The sequence below is a fragment of the Novosphingobium pokkalii genome, from assembly GCF_014652855.1.
Lineage (GTDB): Bacteria > Pseudomonadota > Alphaproteobacteria > Sphingomonadales > Sphingomonadaceae > Novosphingobium > Novosphingobium pokkalii.
Map to the genome: position 1 here is coordinate 74,271 of NZ_BMZP01000019.1, position 20,799 is coordinate 95,069.

The 20,799-nt window shown below is 66.9% G+C and carries 16 protein-coding genes; 11 read left to right on the forward strand and 5 right to left on the reverse strand.

Annotation, left to right across the window (positions count from 1 at the left end; translation table 11 throughout):
* Nucleotides 1-149: 149 nt before the first annotated feature.
* The 3 genes from IE191_RS17140 to IE191_RS17150 all read right to left on the reverse strand — a co-directional run bounded on the left by IE191_RS17140 (nucleotide 150) and on the right by IE191_RS17150 (nucleotide 3,080).
* On the reverse strand, nucleotides 150-1,709 hold the full coding sequence (locus IE191_RS17140; RefSeq protein WP_229815560.1) for an NADH-ubiquinone oxidoreductase-F iron-sulfur binding region domain-containing protein: 1,560 nt from the start codon (nucleotides 1,707-1,709) through the stop codon (nucleotides 150-152).
* Complete coding sequence (locus tag IE191_RS17145; RefSeq protein WP_191325602.1) at nucleotides 1,706-2,128, reverse strand: NAD(P)H-dependent oxidoreductase subunit E; 423 nt, start codon at nucleotides 2,126-2,128, stop codon at nucleotides 1,706-1,708. Before IE191_RS17145 ends, IE191_RS17140 begins: the two co-directional genes overlap by 4 nt.
* Before the next feature lie 70 nt (nucleotides 2,129-2,198).
* Nucleotides 2,199-3,080, reverse strand: coding sequence for a LysR family transcriptional regulator (locus IE191_RS17150; protein ID WP_191325603.1), 882 nt, complete (start codon nucleotides 3,078-3,080; stop codon nucleotides 2,199-2,201).
* A 237-nt stretch (nucleotides 3,081-3,317) separates the two neighbouring features.
* On the opposite strand from IE191_RS17150, the gene IE191_RS17155 reads away from it, so the two are divergent.
* From IE191_RS17155 to IE191_RS17180, 6 genes are all read left to right on the forward strand, one after another.
* Nucleotides 3,318-4,328 (forward strand): KpsF/GutQ family sugar-phosphate isomerase, encoded by a 1,011-nt coding sequence (locus IE191_RS17155; RefSeq protein WP_229815562.1) that lies wholly within the window; start codon nucleotides 3,318-3,320, stop codon nucleotides 4,326-4,328.
* Between the two features lie 83 nt (nucleotides 4,329-4,411).
* Entirely contained in the window at nucleotides 4,412-5,143 is a 732-nt protein-coding gene (locus IE191_RS17160) for an ABC transporter permease (protein WP_229815564.1), read from the forward strand.
* Between the two features lie 13 nt (nucleotides 5,144-5,156).
* Nucleotides 5,157-5,822: an ABC transporter ATP-binding protein gene (locus IE191_RS17165; RefSeq protein ID WP_191325605.1), complete on the forward strand. Its 666-nt coding sequence runs from the start codon at nucleotides 5,157-5,159 to the stop codon at nucleotides 5,820-5,822.
* Entirely contained in the window at nucleotides 5,819-7,126 is a 1,308-nt protein-coding gene (locus IE191_RS17170) for a KpsE/RkpR family capsule polysaccharide export protein (protein ID WP_191325606.1), read from the forward strand. Before IE191_RS17165 ends, IE191_RS17170 begins: the two co-directional genes overlap by 4 nt.
* Before the next feature lie 44 nt (nucleotides 7,127-7,170).
* Complete coding sequence (locus tag IE191_RS17175) at nucleotides 7,171-9,039, forward strand: polysaccharide biosynthesis/export family protein (RefSeq protein WP_229815565.1); 1,869 nt, start codon at nucleotides 7,171-7,173, stop codon at nucleotides 9,037-9,039.
* A 74-nt stretch (nucleotides 9,040-9,113) separates the two neighbouring features.
* Entirely contained in the window at nucleotides 9,114-11,180 is a 2,067-nt protein-coding gene (locus tag IE191_RS17180; RefSeq protein WP_191325607.1) for a TonB-dependent receptor, read from the forward strand.
* 197 nt (nucleotides 11,181-11,377) lie between these two features.
* Here IE191_RS17180 and IE191_RS17185 read toward each other — a convergent pair whose 3' ends face one another.
* Nucleotides 11,378-12,319: a hypothetical protein gene (locus IE191_RS17185; protein WP_191325608.1), complete on the reverse strand. Its 942-nt coding sequence runs from the start codon at nucleotides 12,317-12,319 to the stop codon at nucleotides 11,378-11,380.
* Nucleotides 12,320-12,900: 581 nt separating this feature from the next.
* Here IE191_RS17185 and IE191_RS17190 point away from each other — a divergent pair.
* The gene (locus IE191_RS17190) at nucleotides 12,901-13,119 is read left to right on the forward strand and encodes a hypothetical protein (protein WP_229815566.1); all 219 of its coding nucleotides are present in this window, start codon (nucleotides 12,901-12,903) and stop codon (nucleotides 13,117-13,119) included.
* A complete protein-coding gene (locus tag IE191_RS17195) occupies nucleotides 13,116-14,294 on the forward strand; it encodes a DUF2252 family protein (RefSeq protein ID WP_268249452.1) in 1,179 nt (392 codons plus the stop codon). Before IE191_RS17190 ends, IE191_RS17195 begins: the two co-directional genes overlap by 4 nt.
* A gap of 13 nt (nucleotides 14,295-14,307) precedes the next feature.
* On the opposite strand, the gene IE191_RS17200 is transcribed toward IE191_RS17195, so the two are convergent.
* Nucleotides 14,308-15,255: a transferrin-binding protein-like solute binding protein gene (locus IE191_RS17200; RefSeq protein ID WP_191325610.1), complete on the reverse strand. Its 948-nt coding sequence runs from the start codon at nucleotides 15,253-15,255 to the stop codon at nucleotides 14,308-14,310.
* Between the two features lie 149 nt (nucleotides 15,256-15,404).
* Here IE191_RS17200 and IE191_RS17205 point away from each other — a divergent pair, with 149 nt between their 5' ends.
* The 3 genes from IE191_RS17205 to IE191_RS17215 form a co-directional block, all read left to right on the forward strand.
* Nucleotides 15,405-17,894: a TonB-dependent receptor gene (locus IE191_RS17205; RefSeq protein WP_229815567.1), complete on the forward strand. Its 2,490-nt coding sequence runs from the start codon at nucleotides 15,405-15,407 to the stop codon at nucleotides 17,892-17,894.
* 462 nt (nucleotides 17,895-18,356) lie between these two features.
* A complete protein-coding gene (gene wecC, locus IE191_RS17210) occupies nucleotides 18,357-19,637 on the forward strand; it encodes a UDP-N-acetyl-D-mannosamine dehydrogenase (RefSeq protein ID WP_191325622.1) in 1,281 nt (426 codons plus the stop codon).
* A gap of 424 nt (nucleotides 19,638-20,061) precedes the next feature.
* Nucleotides 20,062-20,799, forward strand: a 738-nt coding sequence (locus tag IE191_RS17215; RefSeq protein ID WP_229815568.1) for a hypothetical protein, incomplete at its 3' end; no start/stop codon positions are given.

Here is a 20,799-nt window from a genome sequence, read left to right on the forward strand (position 1 = left end):
CTCAGCGCCCTTCGACAAGCTCAGGGCGAACGGGGATGGGGTTTGCGAATTCTTGCATTCCGTTCGGGCTGAGCTTGTCGAAGCCCGCTGGCCCGCGAGCGTCACGCCAACGCCCTTCGACAGGCTCAGGGCGAACGGACGAGACGGGGTCATTCCGCCGCCTCGGTTGCTGGCGTGGTGGCGCCGAAATCCTCGGGGAAATGGCGCAGGGCCGAGAGCACGGGATAGGGCGTGAAGCCGCCGAGCGCGCAGAGCGAACCGAACTTCATCGTTTCGCACAAGTCTTCGAGCAGGGCGATCTCGTCGTCCAGCGTGCGCGCGGCCTTGCGGGCGTTGTGGATCTGCGGCAGCGCTTCCACCGCATCGGCGGCGCGGCCAGAGCGGGCGCGGATGCGGTCCAGCACTTCCACCCCGCGCGTGGAGCCGAGGCGGCAGGGGGTGCACTTGCCGCAGGATTCGGCAGCGCAGAACTGCATGGCAAAGCGGGCCTGCGCGCTCATGTCCACGCTATCGTCGAAAACCGTCAGCCCGGCGTGGCCGATCAGGCCATCGGCCGCAGCAAAGCTTTCGTAATCGAACGGCAGGTGGAAATCGGCCGGCGGGTGATAGGCGCCAAGCGGACCGCCGACCTGCACCGCGCGCACCGGGCGGCCGCTGGCGGTGCCGCCGCCAACCACCTCGACCAGTTCGCCCAGCGTGATGCCGAAGCCGATTTCATAGAGACCGCCGTATTTGACGTTGCCGGCGATCTGGATCGGCATCGTGCCCTTGGACCGGCCAAAGCCGACATCGGCATAGGCCGCGCCGCCATGGGCCAGGATCCATGGCACGGCAGCGAGTGTGAGCACGTTGTTGACCACGGTGGGCTTGCCGAACAGCCCTTCGAGCGCGGGCAGCGGCGGCTTGGCGCGCACTTCGCCGCGCTTGCCTTCCAGGCTGTTGAGCAGGGAGGTTTCCTCGCCACAGACATAGGCGCCCGCGCCCACGCGCACTTCCACCTCGAACGGGGCGATGTGGGGCCGCGCGGCCAGGGCGGCGGCCTGCATCTTGGCAATGGCGTGGGGATATTCGCTGCGGATATAGACATAGCCCTTGGCCGCGCCGACGGCATGGGCGGCAATCGCCATGCCTTCGATCAGCATGAAGGGATCGCCTTCCATCACCATGCGATCGGCAAAAGTGCCGCTGTCGCCTTCGTCGGCGTTGCAGACGATGTATTTGGGCGTGGCCGGTGCCTTGGCCACGGTGGTCCACTTGATCGCGGCGGGGAAGCCCGCGCCGCCACGCCCGCGCAGGCCCGATTCCATCACTTGGGCAATGGTGCCTTCGGGGCCGAGTTCGCGCGCGCGGGCGAGACCGGCCCAGCCGCCATGCGCGGCGTAGTCGTCCAGGCTCAACGGGCGGGTCTTGCCGGCGCGGGCAAAGGTGAAGCGCTGCTGGCTGGCAATGAACGGGTGTTCGGCAATCGGGCCGATGCCCTTGTCGCTGGTGCCGGCGAGCACGGCGGCCACGTCTTGCGGTTCCAGCGGGCCAAAGCCCTGCCCGTCGATCTCGGCCAGGGGCTCGAGCCAGTGCATGCCCCAGCTCGAAACGCGCTCCACCGTGCAGCCGGCCGCCTCGAACGCGGCAGCCACGGCATCGGCGCCACAAGCCAGCGCCAGCGCGTCATCGGAAATGCGCACGGTCTTGTTCATGCCCCCATTCGTCATGCCAGGCCTCCGACCAGAGCGCCGAGCTTTTCGGGGGTGAGCCGGGCGTGGAGCGTATCGCCGACCATGGCGTTGGGGCCGACGCTGCATAGCCCGAGGCAATAGACCGTTTCCACTTTCACCGGGCCATCGGCGGGCAGGCGGGCGGCCAGCGCCTCCACCCCGCGCGCCTGGCAGCTTTCGGCGCGGCACAGCTTGACCACCGGGCGCGGCTCGGGCGCCACGCGGAAATCGTGGTAGAAGCTGACCACGCCATGGACTTCGGCGCGGCTGAGATTGAGCGCCTGGGCGATCGCCCGCTCGGCCGCTTCGCTCACATGGCCAAAGGCAGCCTGCACATCGTGCAGGATCGGCAGCAGCGATCCTTCGCGCGTGGCATGCGCGGCAAGGATCCGGTCCAGTTCGGCAGGGTCGGTCATGGCCGGAAATGTCGCGCCGGAACGCCGCGAGGTCAAATCGAATTGCGCAAAGTTCGATAGAGCTTTTCTATCACGCGGCCAGCCCCCTTGCCACGTCCAGCGCGGCCAGGGCCAGCGGCCCGATCGGCTGGCGATCGAGCACCACCAGCCCCAGTCGCCGCGCGGTTTCCACGCCGGCCATCGGCCGGATCGCGGCCCAGTCCAGCCCGGTGAGCAGCGCGGCATAGCCATCGGGAATGATCGTGGCAAAGCGGCCGGCCTGCACCATCGACAGCAGCGCGACATAGCTGTCTGCCACGGCGCGGGGCGTCACCGCCAGACCGCGCGCGGCAAACTGGGCATCGAGAATCCGGCGATACTGCATGCCTTCGTGGAGCAGGCACAACGGCATGGCCGCTGCCTGCGCCCAATCCATCGCCGCGCCGCAATCGCCCCCATCGCGCCGGGTGACGAACAGATAGCGTTCCTGCGCCAAAGGCACGGCAACGACATGCGCGGGCGGCTCGTGATCGAGATAGGTCAGCCCGGCATCGCACGACAGCGCCTGGAGATCCTGCTCGATCGCGCGGCTGGTGGCCTGGTGCACCATCAGGTGCAGGCCGGGATGGCGGTGCAGCAAGGCATCGCCGAAACGGCCTACCAGCGGCAGCGCAGCGGGAATCGCGGCAAGGCGGAACGGCCCGGCGAGCGGCGCGGCGATGGCCGCCACGGCTTGCGCCATGCTGCCCATCGCGCCCAGGATCTGCTGCGCCCAGGGCAGCATCGCCTGGCCCTGTGGTGTCAGGCCGATGAAGCGCCGGTCGCGCTCGACCAGCCGCTTGCCCAGATCCTGCTCCAGCGCGGCGAGCCCGGCCGACAGCGTCGGCTGCGACACGCCGCATTCCGCCGCCGCGCGCGCAAAGTGGCGGTGATGGGCCAGCGCCACGAAATAGCGCAAATGGCGCAGTTGCATCGGCCGGGCAAACTCCGTCGAGAATTGAGAGATCGTTTCTATCACGCCAGCCCGCACGATCCAGCGCGGAAACGCAGGACATGACCGGCCGCGACGGCGTCTATCGCTTCATTTCCGTGGGAACGGGGCACCCGGGAGCGCCCCTGATGCGACTACTAAGGGCCATCCCGATGGGCGACTGCACGGATCGCGTGGCGCCGGGGATTTGGGGCATGCGCAAAGGGGCAAGGAATTTCCATGAAGCCAGTGGGCCAGATCGTTGCACAACCCGCGCCGGGCATGATGCCCGCGATGGAACTGCTCGCGCGCGGACGCCGGGTGATCCAGGCGGAGGCCGACGCCCTGGACCGCCTGGCCGTGTCGCTCGACAGCCGCTTTGCCGATGCCGTGAACCTGATCCTGACCACGCGATCGCGCGTGGTGGTGACCGGCATGGGCAAATCCGGCCATGTCGGGCGCAAGCTGGCGGCGACGCTGGCCGCCACCGGCACCCCGGCATTCTTCGTCCACCCGTCCGAAGCCGCGCATGGCGATCTGGGCATGCTGACGCGCGAAGACCTGCTGCTGGTGCTGTCCAAATCGGGCAACACGCCCGATCTGCGCCCGATGCTGGCGCATGCGGCGGAGCTGGGCTGCCCGGTGATCGGCGTGGGCGCGCAGGCGGATTCGATCATGATGCGCGCGGCCACGGTAGGTCTGATCCTGCCCCCTGCGCAGGAGGCCTGCCCGGCCAATATCGCGCCGACGACCTCGTCCACCCTGATGCTGGCGCTGGGCGATGCCCTGGCCATCGCCACGATGGCCGCGCGCGGGGTGAGCAACGCCCATCTGCGCCAGCTTCATCCCGGCGGCTCGATCGGGCTGAGCCTGGTGACAGTGGCCGACATCATGCACCACGGCGATGCCATGCCGCTGGTGCCGCTGGCCATGCCGATGCGCGAAGTGTTGCTGGAAATGACCGAGAAGAGCCTGGGCATTGCCGGCGTGGTCGATCGCGCCGGGCACCTGGTGGGCGCGATTTCCGATGGCGACCTGCGCCGCCACGTCCATGGCCTACTCACCGCCTGCGCCGAGGATGTGATGACCCGCACCCCGCGCACTGTGCGCGCCGACGCTCGCGCGGGGGAAGCGCTGGCGATCATGTCGCAAGAAAAGGTGTCTGCCCTGTTCGTGGTGGAAGGGGGGCAATCAGACCTGCCGATCGGGGTGCTGCACCTGCACGATCTGGGCCGGCTGGGGCTGAACTGATGGACCGGCCGCTGTGCCACCCTACCCCTGCACCGCCTCCTCGATCCTCCCTGGCGGTCACCTGGTCGGTATGGCGCGCACTGATGCTGCGCGAGGCGCTGACCCGGCTGTTTGCCACGCGCATATCCTGGGCCTGGGTGCTGTTCGAGCCGGTGTTCCACGTGGCCTATCTGCTGGTGCTCTATTCGGCGGTGCGGGTGCGCAGCGTGGGCAATCTCGACACGCCGGTGTGGATCATGGTCGGCATCCAGACCTTCTTCCTGTTCCGCAAGACGGCCGACCACGTGGCCGGCGCCCCGGCGGACAATTCCGCTCTTTTCGCCTATCGCCAGGTCAAGCCGGTGGACACGCTGGTGGCGCGCGGCCTGCTGGAAGGGGCAAGCTGGCTGGTCATCACGCTGCTGCTGATCGCCTTCCTGGCGCTGTGGGGGCATCCGTTTGTACCGCAGTTTCCGCTGGCGATGATGGGCGCCTGCGCGGCGATGTGGCTGCTGGGCGTGGCGTTCGGCATGGTGGTTTCGGCCTGCACCACGCTGATGCGCGAAACCCGCCAGTTGCTGAGCATCGTGCTGCGCCCGCTCTACATGATTTCCGGGGTGATGTTTCCGCTCGGCTCGCTGCCGGCCGACTGGCGTGGGGTGCTGATGCTCAACCCGCTGGCCCATGGCGTGGAACTGGTGCGCATGGGGCTGTCAGACAATTACCAGGCCGTGCCGGAAACCGATGCCGGCTATCTGTTTGCCTGGGTGCTGGGCCTGCTGCTGCTCGGCCTGGCGCTGCAACTGCGGCTGAGCCACAAGGTCGGCGCACGATGAGGGGGCACGCGCGATGATCGTCGGGCGTGGCCTGTCCAAGCGCTACATGACCGCGCATGGCGCCGGGCCGTGGGTGCTCGACGATGTCAGCTTCGTCATACCGCCGCGGGTGAGCGTGGGCATCCTTGGTGCCAATGGCGCGGGCAAGTCCACCTTGCTGCGCATCCTGGCCGGGGTGGACAAGCCGACGCGCGGGGCGGTGGAGCGGCATTGCCGGGTATCCTGGCCGCTGGGCTTTGGCGGCGGGCTGCAAGGCTCGATGACCGGGCGGCAGAACGCGCGTTTCGTCTGCCGCATCCATGGCCATGAGGACGACATTCCCGAGCGGCTGGACCGCATCGCCGCGTTCGCCGCGCTGGGTGACAAGTTCGACCAGCCGATCCGCACCTATTCCACCGGCATGGCCGCGCGCCTGCGCTTTGCCATTTCGCTGGCCTTCGATTTCGACGTCTACATTTCCGATGAAGCGACCTCGGCCGGCGACGCCAGCTTTCGCGCCCGCGCCGCCGAGGAATTCCGCCGCCGCGCCCACCAGGCCAGCGTGATCATGGTCAGCCACGATCCGGGCACGCTCAAGCGGTTCTGCACCGCCGGCATGGTCTTGCACCAGGGCAAGCTGACCTGGTTCGACCGGCTGGGCGATGCCATCGTGGCCTACAAGGAAAGCCTGCCCGCATGAGCACCGATCTTGCCTTTCCGCCGCCGCCCGCGCGCCATGAACCGGTCGCCCGCAAGCGCCGCATGCCGGCCGAGCGGCCGGACGATACGCCCGGTGACGAAAACGTCGCCCCCGCGCTGGACGACGAGGCGGCCACGCCGCTGGCAGGGCCACGCCGGCCGGGCGAGGCTCCGCTGGTGCCTGTGGCGCAGCGGCCACGCTGGCGTGCGGCGCGGGTGCGCCATCTCGTGCTCGGGCTGGCCGGCGCGGCAAGCCTGGCCGCCACGGCCTATTGGTGCCTGATCGCCTCGGACCTCTATGTTTCCGAAACCGACGTGGTGGTGCAGCGCGCGGACATGGGGGCGATCGATCCGGGCGGGTTGGGCGGTTTGCTCTCGGGCCTGGCCGGGGCCGGCGGGGGCAACCGCACCGACCAGATGCTGCTGCGCAACCACCTGCTGTCGCAGGACATGCTCGCCCGGCTCGACGGCAGCCTGCATTTGCGCGCGCACTATGCCGATCCCCGGCGCGACCGCCTCTCGCGGCTCTATGCCGCCGATGCGCCGCTCGCCCGCTTTCAGGACTATATGAAAGCGCGGCTGAAAGTGGACTATGACGACAACGCCGGCGTCCTGCATGTGGAGGCCAGCGCCTATGACCCGCGCGTCGCCCAGGCGATCGTCGCCGCGATGCTGCGCGAAGGGGCCGCTTTCCTCAACGCCAACGATCATCGCCTGGCGCAGACCCAGGTGGATTTCCTGGCCAGCGAAGCGGCGCAGATGGGCAAGCGCAACGAGCAGGCGCGCCAGGCCGTGCTCGATTTCCAGAGCAAGGAAGGCATGGTGTCACCCGATGGCACGCTGGAGGCGGTGGCCGGCACGATCACCCAACTGGAATCGCGCAAGAGCGCCTTGCAGACCCAGCTTGGCACGCTGGAGGCCTACCTCGTGCCCAGCCATCCTGACGTGGTGGCCGTGCGCCAGCAGATCGGCGCGATCGACGCGGAAATGGCGCGCGAGCGGGCGCGGGCCGCCTCGCCCGATCCGCATGCGCTCAACCGCCGCGCCGATGCCTTTCGCCAGTTGCAGCAGGAGGCGCAGTTCAGCCAGTCGCTGTACCAGACCACGCTGGCCGCGCTGGAAAAGGGGCGGATCACGGCGATGCAGGCGATGAAGCAGGTTTCCGTGGTGCAGGCGCCGACTCTGCCCGAATATCCCGCGCGCCCGCGCCGCCTCTACAATTCCCTCGTGTTCACGCTTGCCGCCTTTGCCGCCGCTGCCGTTGCGCTGCTGCTGGTGTCGGTGGTGCGCGACCACATCGATTGACGGCCAACGTCACCCAGCATCAACGCCAACAGGAGCGCTTACCCATGCGCCGCATCCGCCGCCCGATGCCCGGCCTTCACCGGCTGGTGCAGCCTCTTTCGCTCGCCCCTCTGCCGCTCCTGCTGGCGCCTGCCGCGCTGCTGCTGGCGGCGACGCCGGTGCCGGCGATGGCGCAGGGCCTGCCGCCGGGCCTGGTCAGCCAGGTCTTGCAGAATGCCGACCCCACCACGCTGGCCACCATCGCCAATGCCATGGGCAATGGCGGCTTTGGCGGCACATTCGGTGGAACCGCCCTGCCCAGCGTGCCGCTCGCCGTGCCCACCGCCAGCCCCAATCCTGCCGCGCCACCGCCAGTGGATGGCGCCGCGCCTGCCGTGGCGCCGGGCAATGGCGCGCCATCGGCCTCCTACACGGCCAACGCCGCCAGCCCGGTGTTTGGTGCGCAACTGTTTACTGGCGCCTTTGCCCGCGCGGGGGCGGCGCATTTCAACCCGGATTACGTGATCACGCCGGGCGACCAGGTGGTGCTGCGCCTGTGGGGCGCGTTCCAGTATGCGCAAGTGCAGACGGTGGACCCGCAGGGCAACGTGTTCCTGCCCAATATCGGGCCGATCCACCTGGCCGGGGTGCGCAACCAGGATTTGCAGCGCGTGATCACCGGGGCGGCGGCGGGCACGTTTCGCAGCAATGTCTATGTCTATGCCTCGCTGGCCGAAGCGCAGCCGGTGCGGGTGTTCGTGGGCGGTTTCGTGCGGCGGCCGGGGCTTTATGACGGCACCAGCATGGATGGCCTGTTGCACTATCTGGACGCGGCCGGCGGCATCGACCCCGATCGCGGCACCTTCATCGATGTGGAAGTGAAGCGCGGCGAGCAGGTGCGCGCGCACGTGAACCTCTATCAGTTCCTGTTTCGCGGAGTGATGCCGCCGGTGCCGCTGGGCGATGGCGACGTGATCTTCGTGGGGCCAAGGCAGCAGACGGTGACCGTCACTGGCCTGGCCAACAATGCCAACGTGTTTGAATTTCCGCGCAATGCCCATCCGACCACGGCCGATGTGATGCTGCTGGCCGGGCCGCTGCCCACGGCCACGCACATGCGGATCACCCGCGCCAACGGGCCGGTGAAGAATGTGGATTACCGCCCCCTGGCCGAAGCCGGCAGCCTGCCGGTGGGCAATGGCGACGCCATCGCGTTCACGTCGGACCAGAAGGCCGGGACGATCACCGTGCGGATCGATGGCGAGCATGAAAGCCCGCAGGAATACGTGCTGCCCTATGGCGCGCACCTGGGTGACCTGTTGCGCCAGATCCGCTTTTCGCAGCGATCGGACGCGGGCAGCATCCAGTTGTTCCGGCAGAGCGTGAAAGACCGGCAGAAGACCATGCTCGAGGCCAGCCTGCACAGCCTGGAGCAGGCCGCGCTGACCGCGCGATCGGGCACCAGCGACGAAAGCCAGTTGCGCCGCAACGAGGCGGACCTGATCCTGCAATGGATCGACCGCGCGCGAAAGGTGGAACCGCTGGGCCAGGTGGTGATCGGCCAAGGCCCGGCGCGCGACGACCTGCTGCTGGAAAACGGCGACCAACTGCACGTGCCGACGCGCGACGGGCTCGTGCTGGTGAGCGGCGAAGTGCTGTTCCCCAATGCCGTGGCCTGGCAAGCCGGGCTGGCCGCCGATGGCTATGTGGCGCGCGCCGGCGGGTTTACCCAGAAAAGCGCGGCGCGGCGCATCGTGGTGGCTCATGCGGATGGCAGTTTCGAGGAAGTGTCGGCGCAGAGCCACGCCGTGCGCAGCGGCGACGACCTGCTGGTGCTGCCGCGCATAGACACCAAATCGCGGCAGATCCTGAAGGACATGACGCAGATTCTCTACCAGATCGCGGTGAGCGCCAAAGTGGTACTGGGGCTTTGATTGCCAAGACTTTAATGCTGGGCTTTGCCGGTGGTTTCGCCTTATGACGCAAAGGTGGAGCCGCCGGAGACGCCATGATCGCCACCGACATGCCGCCGACGGTGCAAGCCGATACGGCCAACGACGCGGGCGTGATCGAAGTGACGGCCGCCCGATCCGCCGGCACGCAGGCGATCGATCGGCGCAGCTACCAGGTGCAGCAAACCCCGCAGGCGGAGCAGAAAAGCGCGGCACAACTGCTGCGCGGCGTGCCGGCAGTGACAGTCACGCCCGAAGACGATGTGCTGCTGCTCGGCTCGGGCCAGGCCACGCTCTATGTCGACGGGCATCCCTATGCGGGCGATGCGCGGCAATACTTGCGCACCCTGCACGGCAGCGACATCGCGCGCATCGAAGTGATGACCAACCCGTCTGCGCAGTTTTCGGCCGAAGGCACCGGCGGGGTGATCAACCTGGTGCTGCGCAAGACGCGGCAGGCGGGCTGGTCTGGCAACGCCAGCCTGGAAAGCTCGACTTATGGCTATGCCCAGATCGAGACCACGCTGCATTACAAGCGCGGGGCCTGGTCCTATGAACTGAAGGCGGGCGGCAACGTCGGCACGATGGGGCGATGGCGCAATTCCGCCCTGCGCCAGACCGAGGCGGAGACCGGCGCAGCGGCCACGATCAACCGGCAGGAGGGCCGCTCCGCCTATCGCGGCACCGACGGGCGGCTGAGCGGCAAAGTGACTTATGCCGCCGATGCCAGGACCAGCGTGACACTGGGGCTGGGCGGTGGCGGCGGGCATGACATCAATGCCGCGCACACCGATTACCGCGCCGTGACGCCGGATTTCGTCGCGTTTGCGGAAGAGCGCCGGCTCGACAGCCGGGGCGGTTTCCTGACCGGCGAACTCGATCTCGATCATCGCGGCGCGCGGGAGGGAGAGGCGCTCACTGCCTCGGCGCAAATCTATACCAACCCCGCACTCGATGACGTGACGCAGGCGCGCTATAGCACCGGTGGCGGCTTCATCACGCGCCAGCGCCATCCCGGCACCACGATCGATACCCAGGCAGACTGGAAGCACCCGCTGGCGCGCGGGCAATTGCTGGCGCTGGGCACGAGTTGGCACCGCGATTCGACCAGGCAGGACTATAGTCTGGCGATCAACAACACCGACGGCACGCCCGGCGCCAGGGCAGCCGACCATTTCGATGGCAGCAGCCAGACCTGGGCTGCCTATGCCACGTTCCAACAGACGCTGGGTGCGGTGACGCTGGAGCCGGGGCTGCGCGCCGAGCGCAACGTGCGGCACGTGGCCGGCGCCAGCGCGGGCGAGGTACCGACCGCCGCCCGCCTGGCGCGGACCGCGTTGTTCCCCTCGCTGCATCTGCAAGTCCTGGCCAGCAAACGCTGGACGCTGGCGGCCAGCTATAGCCAGCGGATCGAGCGGGCGCCGCTCGATTACCTGCTGCCCTATGCCGTGGTGGAAGACGCGCTGACCGTGTTCCAGGGCAACCCCGCGCTGCGCGACCAGACCACGCAAGCCTACGAAGCCAGCGCGCAATACCGGCGCGGCAAGATCGAGACCAACCTGACCGCCTATTGGCGCACGACCAGCGACGTGTGGACCAGGACTTATGCAGTGACGGCTGGGGGGTTGAGCCTCTATGGCTATGCCAACGCCGGGCGCCGCCGCACCGCCGGCGCCCAGTTCGACCTGAGCGCGCCCCTGCTGCGCCGGGTGAAAATGACGCTGAGCGCCAACCTGTTCGACCAGCGCAACCCCGTGGAAACGCTGGATGGCATGCCGCTCGACAGCGCGCCGATCAGCCACAGCCTGCGCGCCACGACCAATGGCACGCTGGAATGGACCGGCCAGACCCGCCCTTCCTCCACCGGGCCGGTGCCGGGTGACGTGGTGCAACTGCAATGGTCGTACAACGGCCCGGACCGCCAATACCAGTTGCGCAGCGCGCCCTGGGCCGAAGCGAGCCTCGCCTGGACCCACAGCTTTGCCCGGACCCTGTCCCTCTCCACCACCCTCCTCGCCGCCGGCCGCACCCGCCAGGACCTCCTCGCCCCACTGGTGCAACAACAATCCTGGCGCCAGCGCCGGCCGCAAGTGCAGGTGAAGCTGGTCAAGACGCTGGGGTGATGGGAGCTGAGTTGGCGGGGTCGAGTTTCCGGTGGGCTAAACTAATGGAACTACACCGATTTCCCCATCACCCCGAGCTCGCCCCGGGGGGCGCTCCCGCTTGGAGCTTTACGCGGAGGCGACATGACAAACCGTGCAATCGAGCATACCGCCGCCATGATTCCTGCCCCCGGAATTCTGGCCAATCGGAAGATTTTTTACTGTCGATCCGGCGAATGGCGCTCAACCACGCCATCAAGCCAAGATGCAGTCTTTGCACCCACTTCGTCACTTCCTTTCAGAAGCCTCCAGAAGCGAGGTTCTAGCGTGTCTGGAAAACCTGGCTCCGTGAAATACGAGATCGCGACCGCTGGTGAGAAATATGAGCCGGAAGCAGCGTTTCCAGCGTATGAACTGATATATAGCGGCCTAATATAGCGGTAGCCTGCTCGGTATCGCGCTTCATGAACTTGTGGCTTGCGCCCCCGCTGAGGTATGATTGTGCGGATAATGCTCACAGCGCCCGAGAAACCCGGCTTCGGTTCATCCTCTCCGTTACCCACCTCGATCCATTCAACAATTGTCGTTTGAAGTTCAGGCCTGACCATGACATGCTCGCTATCGAGGCATGTATCGTACTCTATTGGTAGGACGCCTAGGAATTCTTTATGGCGGTGGAGCTCATTTTCCGTAAAGGCATAGTCGCGCTTGCCCTTTAGACAATCACGGGTCTTTGCGTTGATCATGAAACGCTTGCCCGGTAGGGCTTCGAACAGCAATGGCTGGCGAAGAGTTGCTGCGACCTCAACAAACTTCACTCGCCCTTGCATGAGCAGGGAAAGACAAATGGCGTCGCAGCGGACATATTTCGCTTCGCCGTGGTCAATGAAAGCGATGGCTCCCCCGTTTGGGATGTCCACTGCTTGTGGTTGCGACTGAGGAACAGGAGGAACCAGCCCAGCGGATGCATTCCATGATTCTGGCAAAAAATATCCGAGCGCAGTAATCAGTACCACGGCTGAAATCGCAGCGAGCCACTGCAAAAGTCTCTGCCCAATGGGCAAAAACGCAAGAATGGTCCTGACCCACACATACGCGAGCAATGCTGCGGCGCTATACAGAACGACAGTTGGAAATGGTTCGAACAGCAATGCGAGCATACCAACAATTGGTATTGCCGCAATGGAAGATGTCAAAATCGTTCCAAGCAAGCCTCCAATCCCAAAAACTAGCATAGCCATTAGCGCCAAGCCAGGAAGCCCCAGCCAATTCGCTACTTTTTTCCGTATCACAGCTTCAGCCTATGCATAAAAATCGGCCTACCAAACAATTTTCTTGGACAACGAATACACTGATCGTACGCGGCCTCCAAGCTGATAGGTAACCACGCCAACGGTCATGCGTTGCTTTGCCAATGACGTGGTGGCTTTGTACCGAACACATCTGGCAACCAGCCCGCCGTTTCGCCTCTGTGCAAGACGCCACGATGGAGCGGGGCCCCGGGTCAAGCCCGGGGCGACGGGGGTGTTTTGCGATTCCGGGCACTTGTCCTCGTGAAATCCTGAGGTTCCAGCGGCCAGGCATTCCGCGTCCAGTCTAGCGGATTCCAATTGGCGATGGCCATCCACAGGTCCGGTCATGTTCTCCGCCGCTCCGGACCATCCCCAATCCATCCAATGACCAAATTGTCATGGAACGCCTCTGCCCTTCCGCGCTTTGTGGCGGGGAAGGAGATGGTGTGATGCGCAAGGGTGTAATTTTGGTGGCGGCCATGGCAGCGGCTGCGGCGACGGTTTCGGTGCAGCCGGTCATGGCCAAGGGTTGCGTGCGTGGCGCGATTGCCGGCGGTGTGGCCGGGCATTATGTCGGCAAGGGCCATGCCCTGGCCGGGGCGGCGCTGGGATGTGTGGCGGTGCATCACCACTATGCCAAGAAGGCACGGGCGGGGCATCGGGGTTGAAAATCACGCCGGATCGCCGCGCCGCTGCGCTTGAGGCGCGGCGCGGGTTGAAGATGGCGCGGTCGGTGCATGCCTATGTGCGGGGCAACACGGCGCAGTTCTATGACTGGCTGGGGCAATCGCCGGTGCTGGCCGATGTGCCGGTGGGGCCAGAGGTGTGGATCTGTGGCGATTGCCATCTGGGCAACCTGGGACCGCTGGCCGACCGGCATCATGATTTCGCCATCCAGATCCGCGATCTGGACCAGACGGTGATCGGCAATCCGGCGCTCGACCTGATCCGGCTGGGGCTGTCGCTGGAGACCGCTGCGCGCAGTTCGGACCTGCCCGGCGTGGTCACCGCGCATATGCTCGCTGCCATGATCGATGGCTATGGCCGCGCGCTGTCGGTGCAGACTGACGATGATCCGGCCGAGCCCAAAGTGGTGCGCGCGGTGCGGCGCCGGGCGGCCGGGCGCAAGTGGCGAAACCTGGCCAACGAGCGGATCGACGGGCCGGCCCCCACCCTGCCGCTGGGCAAGCGTTTCTGGCCGCTGGCCGACGCGGAGCGCGAAGCGCTGGCCGCGCTGTTTGGCGATGGGCAGGTGAAGCGCCGGGCGCTGGCGCTGGCCGGGCATGCCGGCGAAGGCACGGTGCGGGTGCTCGATGCCGCCTATTGGCGCAAGGGGTGCAGTTCGCTTGGCAAGCTGCGCTATGCCGTAGTGCTGGGCGTGCGCGGCGAAGCGGATGGCCCTGAATATCTCGCGCTGGTCGACATCAAGGAAGCCGTGCCCTCGGTCGCGCCGGCAGCGGCGGGCGTGGCCATGCCGGCCGACCCGGCCGAGCGCGTGGTGGCCGGCGCCTGCGCGCTCGCGCCCAACCTGGGCGAGCGGATGATCCCGGCGCAGGTGCTGGGCAAGCCGGTGGTGCTGCGCGAACTGGCGCCGCAGGACCTGAAGATCGAGGTGGAGCAGTTCTCGCGCCGCCAGGCCGTGGCCGCCGCATCCTATCTCGCCTACATCGTCGGCATGGCCCATGCCCGGCAGATGGATGACGAAACGCGCGAGGAATGGCGGCGCAGGCTGGTGCCGACGCAGGCCGACGCGCAGGCGCCCACCTGGCTATGGCGCAGCGTGGTGGACCTCGCCGCGCGGCACGAAGCCGGCTATCTCGACCATTGCCGCCGGCTGGCGTGATCGCGGCGCAGGTTCAGTTCTTCTTGCCGGCGACCGTGCCCGAGACCTGGTCGGTGCCTTTCACATAGGCAAAGACATAGCCCATTTCCTGGGCGGCCGAGCCGGTGAAAGCGCCGGAGAATCCGGCGCCGGTGGTGTTGGTGAACGTGCCGGAAAACCCCGATCCGTTGCGCACGATCGTGCCATTGCCGGTCACCGTGCCGAAATCGACCGTGGTATCGGGCGTGGCGGCCAGGCTGCCGATCAGATGGACCGAAGTGGTGACGGTCCGCGCGGCGAAATCGGCAGTGAACGTGGCGGTGGAGGACGAGGCAGACGCCGTATAGGTCTGCCCGGCGCGCAGCACCGTGCCGCTGGCCGAGGTGGTGTAAGTGCCGGTGCCAGACGTCGGCATGTCTGGCCCCAGCGTGGGCTGGCCGCCGACGGCCAGCCATTGCCGCGTGCCGGTGCTGTCGGCCACCGAATAGCTGGTGAACTGGGTATAGCTGAGCGCCACGCCGCCGACCGTGCCGCGCGTGACGGCCAGCGTGGCCGTGCCGGTGCCCGCCGTCTTTTGGTAAACGCGCTTGGTGCTGGTGGAAGTGGCCGCCTGGAGATCGCCGGGGGCAAAGGCGTTCAGCGTGGTGCCCGCGCTGGACACCGTGTAGCTGTCTGCGCCGGCATCGTAGGACAGCGTGATGCCGCCGCCAAAGCCGTTCTGCGCGGCGGCGGTCTGCGCGCCGGTGGCGTCGCGCGTTACCTTCACGTCGGCGCTCTGGAAGGTCTGGTTGCCGGAAAGCTGATCCAGCGTGGCATAGGGATTGACCACCGTGTCGTTGGTGCCGCTGTCGGACACCGTGGCGCAGCCGGCCAGTGCGCCGGTCAGCGCGCCGGCGAGAGCAAGGGCCAGCAGCGCTGACGGGGCCCTGCGCCGCGACCTGGCCCGCGCCTGTTCCGGCTTGCCCTGTGTGCTCTTTTCCATTCGCCGCTGCCCTGTTTCCTGCTGACTTCCCTGTGGGCAATACTGCGCACGATGCCGGATGTCACCGCGCGCCCGAATTAACCACGCCTGCCTAGTCACTTTCCCAGCCATTCCGCCGCGCGCCGGTGGACTTTGCATGGAGGGAAAGCATGGCGAGCCAATTTCGCAAGACAGGTACCCGGGTGATGCTGGGTAGCGTTCTCGCCCTGGGCGCAAGCACCGGGGTGCGCGCCGCGGAGCCGGCCACGACCAACGCCGGGACCGAGCCCGAGCACGAGCAGATCATCGTTACCGCCGTGGCAAGGGGCCAAAGCCGCCTGGATGCCGCGATCTCGATCAGTGCGCTGAACGGAACGCAGATCCAGCAGGCCGCGCCGCGCTCCGTGGCGGAAATCTTCCGCAACATCCCTGGTCTCCGCTCGGAAAGTTCGGGCGGCGAAGGCAATGCCAATATCGCGGTACGCGGCCTGCCGGTGGCATCGGGCGGGTCCAAGTTCCTGCAAATCCAGGAAGACGGGCTTCCCGTGCTGGAATATGGCGACATCACGTTCGGCACGGTGGACATGTTCGTGCGTGCCGATCTCAACCTGGAACGGGTGGAAGCGCTGCGCGGCGGCTCGGCCTCCACCTTTGCATCCAATTCGCCGGGCGGGGTGATCAACATGATCTCGCAGACCGGCGAAGTGGAAGGCGGCCAAATCCAGGTGCAGACCGGGCTGGATTACGGCGAGAACCGCGTGGACGTTTCGTATGGCGGGCATGCCGGGGAGCAGACTCGCTATCATTTCGGCGGCTTCTATCGCGCCGGCACCGGGCCGCGGGCGGCCGGCTATGACGGCAACCGGGGCGGGCAGATCAAGGCCAATGTCACCCGCGAATTCACCGGCGGCTATATCCGCATCATCGGCAAGTACCTGGATGACCGGGCGATTGCCTATCTGCCCAATCCCGTCCGCGTGAGCGGCAGCGATGGCGATCCCAGCTATGCCAACATCGCCAATTTCTCGATCAACCAGGATACGCTGCATTCCCGCTATATCACCCGCAACGTGACGCTGGATGGCAACAACAACCCGGTGACCGACGATCTGCGCGATGGCATGCATGGCGTGGTCAAGTCGATCGGGCTGGAAAGCCAGGTCTCGCTGGGTGGCGGCTGGCAATTGACCGAGCGCTTCCGCACCTCGGGCATTTCCGGCCGCTTCATCAGCAATTTTCCCTCGAACGTGGACAGCGCGGCCAGCATCGCCACGGCGCTGGGCGGCGCCGATGCCACGCTGGCCTATGCCACCGGGCCGCGCGCCGGGCAGGCCATCGCCAATCCCGGCGCGCTCAACGGCAATGGCCTGCTGGCGCAAGTGGTGGTGTTCGATACCAAGCTCAACAGCCTGGCCAACACCACCAATGACTTGCGCGTTTCGGGCGGGGTGGACGTGGCGGGCAAGCCGCTGCGCCTGACCGGCGGCCTCTATTACTCGCGCCAGACCATCGACACCGACTGGCTGTGGACCTCGCTCGTCACCGATGTGGTCGGCGGGGGCAATGCCGCGCTGGTCAACGTGTTTCGCAGCGATGGCACCGCCGTGACGCAGGGCGGGGTCTATGGCTATGGCGCCAGCTACTTCGGCTGCTGCCGGCGCAGCTACAACGTGACCTACACCACCAAGGCACCCTATGCCTCGGCCAATCTCAAGCTGGGTGCGGCCAGCCTGGGCGCCTCGCTGCGCTATGACACGGTGCGCGCGCAGGGATCGATCGCCGGAGCGGACCTCGGCGGCGGGCGCGTGGGCACGACCAGCTATGACATCAACCGCGATGGCACGATCAGCGACGCGGAAACCCGCGTGGCGGTGATCCCGCTCAACAGCCCGGCGCCGGTGGACTATTCCGCCCATTATCTGTCCTATTCGTTCGGCCTCAACTATCGCCTGGACCAGCATGCCTCCGCCTTTGCCCGTTACAGCCTGGGCGGGCGGGCCAATGCCGACCGGCTGCTGTTCGGATCGGCGGTGAGCGCGGTCAATGGCCGGCTGGTCAATGCTTCGGCCGCCGTGGACAAGGTGCGCCAAGCGGAAACCGGGGTGAAGATCAGTGCCCGCCATGCCGCGCTCTATGCCACCGGCTTCTGGGCCAGCACGCAGGAGCAGAACTATGAAGCGACGACCAACACCTATCTCAACCGCCGCTATCGCGCCTATGGCATCGAACTGGAAGGCGAATACCGGGTTGGCCGGCTGGCGCTGAACGGTGGCGGCACTTGGACCCATTCGCGCATCGTCTCGGATTCGATCACGCCAGCCAACGTGGGCCATACCCCGCGCCGCCAGGCACCGTTCACCTATCAGGGCCAGGCCCGCTATGATGCCGGGCGGTTTACCCTGGGCGGCAGCTTCTATGGCACTGCGGCCAGCTATACCCAGGACAGCAACCAGTTGAAGCTGCCGGCCTATACCAGCGTCAATGCCTTTGCCCAAGTGCGGCCGATCGAGCGCCTGACCCTGACGCTCAATGCCAACAACCTGTTCAACACGATCGGCCTGACCGAGGCCGAAGATGCCGCGATCCCGGCGAATGGCATCGTGCGGGCGCGCTCGATCAACGGGCGGACCATTTCGCTGGCGGCCAACTTCCGCCTGTGAAATTGCGAATCTCGCCGCGCGCCAGCGGCGTGACGGGCGGCGCCTCCGGCTCTTGCAGCCGGGGGCGCCGTCGGCGTTTTGGTGCCAGAAACGGGGCCCGATCCGGGCACATGGTCCAAAACGAACAGAAATACTCAGTATTTGTGCGGATGGCGCTTTTTGCGCGGGCGCGATTCATTGCTTCCGGAGGTTTCTTGGCTCGCGAGCAGGGCGGAAGTGGGGAATGATCCTTTCACCGGCAGCAAGACGCCGCCGAACAATCGCACCACAGGTCGCCCGCGCGGCGGTGGCTCCGGTCTGCCATCCACTGGCCGAACCACCGCCCGCCAAGGGCGCTGCTGGAGCACAAAGGCATAGGCAATCTCTGCCGATATTAAGGCTTTTGCCACGGGATATCACGTAGGAAAGGGGGCATGCGCCATGGCCACTGCGGCGCCTTTGAGGGATGAAACCGAAGAGATGATGACCCCAGCCCACCGCTTCAAGCGGGTTTCCGTGATCGGCCTTGGCTATATCGGGCTGCCCACCGCCGCCGTCTTCGCCTCACGCGGGATCGAGGTGATCGGCGTGGACGTGAACGAAATTGCCGTCCAGACGATCAACAAGGGCCGCATCCACATCGTGGAGCCGGACCTGGACATGGTGGTCCACGCCGCCGCCCGCGAAGGCCGGCTGCGCGCCACGTTGAAGCCGGAAGCGGCCGATGCGTTCCTGATCGCCGTGCCCACGCCGTTCCGCGACGGGCACGAACCGGATCTGTCCTATATCGAAGCTGCGGCCCGGGCGATTGCCCCGGTGCTGGCCAAAGGCAACCTGGTGGTGCTGGAATCCACCTCTCCGGTGGGCACGACGGAACAGATCGCGGCCTGGCTGGCGGAAGAACGCCCGGACCTGAGCTTTCCGCAAGAGGCGGGCGAAGCGGCCGACGTGGCGGTGGCCTATTGCCCGGAGCGGGTGCTGCCCGGCCATGTGCTGCGCGAACTGGTGGAGAACGACCGCGTGATCGGGGGCCTCACCCCGCGCTGCTCGGCCGAGGCGGTGGCGCTCTACAGCACGTTCGTGAAAGGCGAATGCGTGGTCACCACCGCGCGCACCGCCGAAATGTGCAAGCTGACCGAAAACGCCTTTCGCGACGTGAACATCGCCTTTGCCAATGAACTGTCGATCATCTGCGACAAGCTGGGCATCAGCGTGTGGGAGCTGATCCGGCTGGCCAACCGCCATCCGCGCGTCAATATCCTCCAGCCCGGCCCTGGCGTGGGCGGGCATTGCATTGCCGTGGACCCGTGGTTCATCGTCAACCGCAATCCTGACGAGGCCCGCCTGATCCATGCCGCGCGGCAGGTGAACGACAGCAAGCCGCACTGGGTGGTGGACAAGGTGCTGGCCGCCGCCCGCGCCGTGGCCGCACGCAAGGGTTGCGCCCCGCAGGACGTGCGCGTGGCCGCCTTCGGCCTGGCCTTCAAGCCCGATATCGACGACCTGCGCGAGAGCCCGGCGGTGGATATCGTGAAGGAACTGTCCGCGCATTTCGCCCGGCCCCTGCTGGTCGTGGAACCGAATATCGCCGTTGTCCCGCCAGCCTTGGCGGAATGCGGCGTTGAACTGATCGATGGCTTTGCCGCTCTCGATCAGGCCGATGTCTGGACCCTGCTGGTCGATCACCGCCCGTTCAAGACCGTTTCGCCCAAGCGGCGCGACGGGGTGGAGATCGTCGATGCACGCGGGATCTGGACGGATTGAGCGCCCGATCCGCCTGACCCCGTGCCCGCACGGCTGACGCGGCAAGCGTCGGCAAAGCGGGGACGGGACGCCGGCAGCCAGAGCGGCCGGCCGGCACGGCGGAGAAGCAAGTGGCGGTGGCCCTGGCCACCATGGCCGGCCATTTCACAAGGCCGCCACCGCGTTTCGGATCGGGCTCTCGCCACCAAGGATTTCGTCCCGCCAGCCGGGGCACCATGGGGAGCCGATGACCGACACGCGCACTTCTACCGCCTCTTTGCCGACCGAAGCCGGGGATGGCGCCGCTTTTGCACCTGCACCGGGCGAGGCAGCGACGCTTTGCGCAGGGCGGGCTGCGCGCGTGAAGCGCGATGATCCGTCGCACCAACCACACCAAGAGCAGGCACACCAAGGGCAGACAAACCAAGGGCAGACTGGCGATGCCATGCTGCAAAGCGCCGAACTGGCCGCCCGCGCAGCCGAAGCCATCGCCTGGCGCGCAGAAGCCGAGCATGCGCGGTTGGCCGCAACACAACAGGCGCAGCGGCACGAGCGGACGCTGGCCGCCTATGAAATGCGCGTGGCTGCCTTGGAGGATTCGCCGGCCTATCGCCTGGGCGAAACGCTGATCCAGGGCTGGCGCAAGCCCAATCGCTGGCTGGGCCTGCCAAGCGCCTTGCTCGCGCTGCGCCGTCCTGCATCGCCGCGCGGGGGTGTCGGGCAAGCGATCTCTGACAAAGCAGAAACTCCGCTGGCGCCGGCTGGTAGTAGCACGACCAGATCGGGCGCCGACGTGACGGCAACCGCTGATGCAACGGCGCCGGGCGGAGGATCGGCGGTGGCGCTGCCGGCGCTGCCCACGCTGTCTCCCGCAGCATTGCGCCGCGCCGAAGCAAAGGCCGCCAGCAAGGCGCAACAGCAGCGGCGCCGCGCCCGCGTGGCCCAGGCCGATGCCCATGCCGCCCGCGCCCGCGCGCTGTGGCCGGCCGATCCGGTGGCGGCGGCAGCGGCGGCGCAAGAAGCCCATGCACTGGACCCGCAACCGTGGCGGGCGAAGTGGCTGGCGTTCCGGCTGCATGACGCCGGGCATCTGGCGCGCCCGGCGGCGTTGTTGCAGGGCCTGCCGCAGGACCTGGCGATGAGCGCTTCGGAAAGCAGCCGCGCGCAGCAGATCCTGGCGCTT